This is a genomic window from Streptomyces sp. NPDC058157, from assembly GCF_042884105.1.
In the GTDB taxonomy this organism is placed as follows: domain Bacteria; phylum Actinomycetota; class Actinomycetes; order Streptomycetales; family Streptomycetaceae; genus Streptomyces.
Window position 1 is genome coordinate 23,200 of record NZ_JBHVUQ010000093.1, and the last position, 6,280, is coordinate 29,479.

The 6,280-nt window shown below is 76.3% G+C and carries 5 protein-coding genes; 1 reads left to right on the forward strand and 4 read right to left on the reverse strand.

Annotation, left to right across the window (positions count from 1 at the left end):
- Positions 1–253: 253 nt before the first annotated feature.
- On the forward strand, positions 254–1,042 hold the full coding sequence (locus tag ACFVXK_RS22615) for an SDR family NAD(P)-dependent oxidoreductase (protein ID WP_389614346.1): 789 nt from the start codon (positions 254–256) through the stop codon (positions 1,040–1,042).
- Positions 1,043–1,093: 51 nt separating this feature from the next.
- Here the strand turns inward: ACFVXK_RS22615 and ACFVXK_RS22620 are convergent, their stop codons facing one another.
- The 4 genes from ACFVXK_RS22620 to ACFVXK_RS22635 all read right to left on the reverse strand — a co-directional run bounded on the left by ACFVXK_RS22620 (position 1,094) and on the right by ACFVXK_RS22635 (position 5,959).
- Positions 1,094–2,533, reverse strand: a complete 1,440-nt coding sequence (locus tag ACFVXK_RS22620; RefSeq protein WP_389614348.1) for a dihydrolipoyl dehydrogenase family protein — start codon at positions 2,531–2,533, stop codon at positions 1,094–1,096.
- A gap of 43 nt (positions 2,534–2,576) precedes the next feature.
- The gene (locus tag ACFVXK_RS22625) at positions 2,577–2,993 is read right to left on the reverse strand and encodes a thioredoxin family protein (protein WP_389614350.1); all 417 of its coding nucleotides are present in this window, start codon (positions 2,991–2,993) and stop codon (positions 2,577–2,579) included.
- A gap of 88 nt (positions 2,994–3,081) precedes the next feature.
- Positions 3,082–4,521 carry an aldehyde dehydrogenase family protein gene (locus tag ACFVXK_RS22630; protein WP_389614352.1) on the reverse strand — a complete coding sequence of 480 codons (1,440 nt, stop codon included), beginning with the start codon at positions 4,519–4,521 and terminating at the stop codon, positions 3,082–3,084.
- A gap of 238 nt (positions 4,522–4,759) precedes the next feature.
- The gene (locus ACFVXK_RS22635; protein ID WP_389614354.1) at positions 4,760–5,959 is read right to left on the reverse strand and encodes a thiolase family protein; all 1,200 of its coding nucleotides are present in this window, start codon (positions 5,957–5,959) and stop codon (positions 4,760–4,762) included.
- Positions 5,960–6,280 lie beyond the last annotated feature (321 nt).

The following is a 6,280-nucleotide window of genomic DNA, read 5'->3' on the forward strand; positions in this document are numbered from 1 at the left end:
CGGGGGACATCGGCGACCGGTGGAAAGCCGAGGTGCGGCCGGGAGGCGGTCGGCCTCGGCCGGCGGGGTGGGCTCGGCAGGGGGGCGGGGCGGGCGGGCGTGGTCGGTGGTGGTGCCGGGGTCCGGCGGAGATCCGCCGGAGGGTGGGTACGGGCGCCGGCGGAATCCGGGTGAGGGCGGCGCCGCTTCATGATCGGATGGGGCGGTCAGCGGGCCGGTGACCGGTCCGGAGCCGACCGCCGAAGGAGTTCCCATGACCCAGCCCGCGATCCCCTCCACACCCCCCGGGGCGAGCCGGGGCGTCCTGGTCACCGGTGCCTCCCGGGGCATCGGCCGGGCCGTCGCCACCGCGTTCGCCCGGCAGGGCGACCGGGTCGCCGTCCACGCCTCCGCCCCGCACGCCGAGGCCCGGGAGACCCTGGCCGCCCTCGACGGGGAGGGCCACGTCCTGGTCACCGGCGACCTCGGCGATCCGGCGCGCGTCGAGGAGCTGGTGGCCGAAGCCGCCGCGGCCCTCGGCGGGGTGGACGTCCTGGTCAACAACGCCGCCGCGATGGTCGCGCACCCGCTGCCCACCACCTCGTACACGGACTGGCAGCAGGCCTGGCGCCGCACGGCGGCGGTGAACCTCTTCGGCGCGGCCGACGTCAGCTACTGCGTGGCCCGCCGGATGATCGACGAGGGCCGGCCGGGGCACATCGTCAACGTCGGCTCGCGCGGGGCGTTCCGGGGCGAGCCCGACCATCCCGCGTACGGGGCCACCAAGGCTGCGCTGCACGCCCTCGGCCAGTCCCTGGCCGTCTCCCTGGCGCCCCACGACATCACCGTGGCCTCCGTGGCCCCAGGGTTCGTGGCCACCGAGCGGGTCTCCGGCCGGCTGCGGGGCGCGGAGGGCGAGGGGATCCGCGCCCAGAGCCCCTTCGGCCGGGTCGCCGAGCCCGAGGAGATCGCCTCCGCCGTGCTGTACCTGGCCTCGCCCGCGGCCCGGTGGAGCTCGGGCGCGGTCCTCGACGTCAACGGGGCCTCGTACCTGCGCACGTGAACCGGGCGGGGCCGCCGGTCAGCCCGGTGGACGGGAGCCGGCGGACGCCCCTCAGCCCCGGTAGGCCTCCAGCAGACGGAGCCAGATCTCGCTGATGGTCGGGAAGGCCGGCACCGCGTGCCACAGCCGGTCGACCGGGACCTCCCCGACGACGGCGACCGTGGCCGCGTGCAGCAGCTCGGCGGCGCCGGGGCCGACGAAGGTGACGCCGAGGAGCACCTCCCGGTCGAGGTCGACGACCATCCGGGCCCGGCCCCGGTAGCCGTCGGCGTACAGGCCGGCGCCGGAGACCTTGCCGAGGTCGTGGTCGACGGCGCGCACCCGGCGCCCGGAGCGCTCGGCCTCCGCCAGGGTCAGGCCGACCGACGCGGCCTCCGGGTCGGTGAAGACGGCCTGCGGTACGGCCTCGGTGTCGGCGGTGGCCGCGTACGGGCCCCAGCGGGCGGTGTCCGGGGCGGGGGCGCCGGTCCCCCGGCCCGCGCGGGCCGCGATGGCGGCTCCGGCGATCCGGGCCTGGTACTTGCCCTGGTGGGTGAGGAGGGCCCGGTGGTTGACGTCCCCGACCGCGTACAGCCAGTCGTGGCCCCCGACCCGGCAGCTGTCGTCGACGGCGATCCAGTCGCCGGGGGTCAGCCCGACGGTGTCCAGCCCGATGTCCTCGGTGCGCGGCGCGCGCCCGGTCGCCATCAGCAGCTCGTCGCCCTCCAGCAGCTCGCCGCCTTCGAGGACCACGGTGACGGGGCCCGTCGGCCCGTCCCGGACGACGGCCTCGACGGCCACCCCGGTGCGGACGTCCGCACCGGCCGCGGTCAGGGCCTCGGCGACCAGTTCCCCGGCGAAGGGCTCCATCCTCGGCAGCAGCCCGGACCCGCGGGCCAGGACGGTGACCCGCGAGCCGAGGGCCTGCCAGGCGGTGGCCATCTCACACGCCACGACGGAGCCTCCGACGATCAGCAGCCGGCCGGGCACGTGCCGGGCGGAGGTGGCCTCCCGGCTGGTCCACGCACCGGCCCCGTGCAGCCCGGGGAGGTCCGGCAGGACGGCCCGCGTGCCGGTGGCGACGACGACGGCGTGCCGCGCGGAGAGCACGTGGTGCACGCCCTCGGGGCTGGTGACGGCGACCTTGCGGGTGCCGTACAGCCGGCCGTGGCCCCGGTACAGGTGGGCGCCGGTGGAGGCGATCCAGTCGACCTGGCCGCCGTCGTTCCAGTCGCCCGTCCAGTAGTCGCGGTGCGCGAACACCGCCTCGGCGTCGAGCGGCCCGGAGACGGCCCCGGCCAGCCCTGGCACCCGGCGGGCGTCGGCGCGGGCCAGCGCCGGGCGCAGCAGCGCCTTGCTGGGGATGCAGGCCCAGTACGAGCACTCCCCGCCGACGAGTTCGCTCTCGACCAGCGCCGTGCTCAGCCCGGCGGCGCGGGTCCGGTCGACGATGTTCTCGCCTGCCGGGCCCCCGCCGAGCACCACGACGTCGTACTCCACCGGTTCGGTCATGCCGTCCAGTGTCGCCGTGGGACGGGGGCCGCGTCCGGCAAGCTCAGCCCTCCGGCGTGCCGGGGGCGCCGCCCTGCTCCTCGTCGGTCGCCGTCCGCTGCTGCTGCTGCTCGGCGATCTTCGCGCGGACCTCGTCCATGTCGAGGGCGCGGGCCTGGCCGATCAGGTCGGTGAGCGCGGCCTCCGGCAGGGCGCCGGGCTGCGCGAAGACGGCCACCTGGTCCCGGACGATCATCAGCGTGGGGATCGAGGTGATCTGGAAGGCCTGCGCCAGCTCCTGTTGGGCCTCGGTGTCCACCTTGGCGAACACCAGGTCCGGGTTGGCCTCGGCGGCCTTCTCGTAGACCGGGGCGAACTGGAGGCAGGGGCGGCACCAGCCGGCCCAGAAGTCGATCAGCACGAACGGGTTCTCGCTGACCGTACGGTCGAAGTTCTCCTTGGTGAGCTCGACGGTAGCCACGGTTTCCTGACCTCCTGGTCGCTGCGTTCTGCTTGCCCTGCTTGAACGAACGGCCGCCCCGTGGCATTCCGGTCCGGCGCGGGTGTCCCTAGAAGGGGTGGCCGGGCGGGGTGCGGCGGACGGTGGTCCAGCGGAGTTCGGTGAAGGCGTCCAGGTTGGCCTCGCCGCCGAAGCGGGCGCCCGTGCCGGAGACCCCGACCCCGCCGAAGGGGGCGACCGCCTCGTCGTTGACGGTCTGGTCGTTGACGTGCGCGATGCCGGTCGGGATGCGCCCGGCCAGCTCCAGACCGCGGGCCGCGTCGCGGGTGACGATGCCGAGGGAGAGCCCGTAGGGGCCGGCGGCGGCCAGTTCCACGGCCTCGTCCTCGGTGGTGAAGGAGCGTACGGGTGCCACCGGGCCGAAGACCTCCTCGGTGTAGGCGGGGGTGTCGTCGGAGACCGCCGCGAGCACGGTCGGCCGGTAGAACAGCCCCTCGTACGTCCCTCCGGCGACGAGCTTGGCCCCCCGCTCCAGGCTCTCCTCGACCAGGCCGTGCACCCGCTCCAGCTGCGTGGCGTCCAGCAGCGGCCCGAGGTGGACGCGCTCGCGGTGGGGGTCGCCGACGGCGAGCGCCTCGGCGCGGGCGGCGAGGCGCTCCACGTACTCGTCGTAGAGCGAGGCCTGGACGAGGTGGCGCCCGGCGGTCATGCAGATCTGGCCCTGGTGGAAGAAGGAACCCCAGGAGGCCTGCGCGACGGCGGCCTCGACATCGGCGTCGGCGAGCACGACGAGCGCCGAGTTGCCGCCCAACTCCAGGTGTGCGCGCTTGAGGTGACGGCCCGCCAGCTCGCCGACGCGGCGGCCGGCGGCGGTGGACCCGGTGAAGGAGACCACGCGCACGCGCGGGTCGGCCACCACGGCGGCGCCCGTCTCGGCCCCGCCGGGCAGCACCTGCAACAGCCCGGCGGGAAGCCCGGCGGCGGCGAACACGGAGGCGAGGGCGAGGCCGCCGCAGACGGCGGTGCGGTGGTCCGGCTTGAGCAGCACCGCGTTGCCGAGGGCGAGGGCGGGCGCGACGGAGCGGATGGAGAGGATCAGCGGCGCGTTGAACGGGGCCACCACCCCGACCACCCCGGCCGGGACGCGGCGGGTGTAGGAGAGCCGGGGCGCCTCGCTGGGCAGCACCTGCCCGGCCGGGCGGGAGGCCAGCGCGGCGGCCTCGTAGCACTCCTGGGCGGCGACGTGCAGTTCGAAGTCCGCCTTGCCGGGTATCGAGCCCGACTCGCGCACGATCCACTCCCGCAACTCGTCGGCGTGGGCCGTGAACAGGTCCCCGGCGCGGCGCAGCACGGCGGCCCGTTCGATGTGACCGGTTCCCGCCCAGTCCCGCTGGGCGGCGGCCGCCCGGAGGGCCGCCTCGGGGACGTCGGCGGGGGCGGCGAGGTCGAGGGTGGCGAGGGTCCGCCCGGTCGCGGGTTCCACCACCGGGGCCGTGCCGCCGGTGAGTGTGGGACCGTCCTGCCAGAGTGTCGGGTCGAGCAGCGGCATGGCGCGGGGCCTCCGGAGGGGTGGCGGGGCGGGGGGCGGCGGTGGCAGGCGCCATCGTGCCAGACCGGGGGCTCCGGATTCTGTTCAGTTATTGGGCAGTTGGCGCGGGGTCCTGTCCGGAAACGATCGCTGCGCCGGGGGGGCGGGCCTTGGCCGGGCCGTGGCCGGCCCGGCCCCGGGGTGGGTGCGCTGCGGGTGTGCTGCGGATGTGCTGTGGGTTCGCTGCGGGTGTGCTCGTTCAGCGTTCCAGGACCAGGGCGATGCCCTGGCCGACGCCGATGCACAGCGCCGCCATGCCGGTGCCCGAGCCCGCGGCCGCCAGCTGGTGGGCGACCGAGCCCGCCAGCCGGGCGCCCGAGGCGCCGAGGGGGTGGCCGATCGCGATGGCGCCGCCGCGCGGGTTGACCACGGCGGGGTCCAGCTCCGGCCAGGCCGCCAGGCAGCCCAGCGCCTGCGCCGCGAAGGCCTCGTTGAGTTCGAACGCGGCCAGGTCGGAGAGGCCCCGGCCGGCCTTGGTGAGGGCGCGCTGGACGGCGTCCACCGGGCCGAGGCCGAAGAACTGGGGCTCGATGCCGGTGACGGCGGAGGCGCTGATCCGGGCGAGCGGTTCGCGGCCGGTGGCGGCCAGGCCGGCCTCGTCGGTGAGGAGGAGGGCGGCGGCGCCGTCGTTGAGCGGCGAGGCGTTGCCCGCCGTCACGGTGCCGGAGCCGTCCGTGCGGAAGGCCGGCTTCAGGCGGGCCAGGGCCTCGGGGGTGGAGCCCTCGCGGATGCACTCGTCGCGCAGGAGGTCCACGCCGGGGTACGGGACGACCTCGCCGTCGTACAGTCCGGCGTTCCAGGCGGTGGCGGCCTTGCGGTGGCTGTCGAGGGCGAAGGCGTCCTGGGCCTCGCGGGTGATGCCGTGCTTCTCGGCGATGAGCTCGGCGCCCTCGCCGAGGGAGCCGGTCCACTCCGCGGGCATGCGGGGGTTGGTCATGCGCCAGCCGAGGGTGGTGGACCACATCTGCTGATGCCCGGCGGGGTGCGCGCGCTCGGGCTTCTGCACCACCCAGGGGGCGCGGGTCATCGACTCGACGCCGCCGGCGATGGCGACGGAGGCGTCGCCGAGGGCGATGGCGCGGGCCGCCTGGATCACGGCCTCCAGGCCGGAGCCGCAGAGGCGGTTGACGGTGGCGCCGGGGACGGTGACGGGCAGCCCGGCGAGGAGCACGGCCATACGGGCCACGTCGCGGTTGTCCTCGCCCGCGCCGTTGGCGTCACCGAAGACGACGTCGTCGATGCGGGCGGGGTCGAGGTCGGGGGTCCGGTCGACGAGGGCGCGGACGACGTGCGCGGCGAGGTCGTCGGGGCGGACTCCGGCGAGGGCGCCGCCGAACTTGCCGATGGGGGTGCGGACGGCGTCGACGACGTAGACGTCGCGGACGGTGCGGATGCTCATGCGGGCTCTCCTGGGCGGCTCCGTACGATCGGCGGCGCGGGCGGCGCCGATGTGGGCACCGGACCACGCCCCCGGGCACGCCCGGTGGGGCGCGCCCGCAGTCTCCGCCGCGGCGTCACCGCGTGTCAACGGGGTCGGGGGCCGCTGCCCTGGCCGGGCGGGGTGCGGGTTGGCGGGGTCGGTGCCGTCGCCCTGGCCGGGCGGGTGGCGGGGTCGGGGGTGGCCGGGGTCGGTGCCGGGGTGGGGTGTCGTCCGGGGCGGGCTTCGATGTTCGGCGCTCCGAGCGGTGTCGGAGTGGTTTGGCGGTGCATGGCGCCGAAG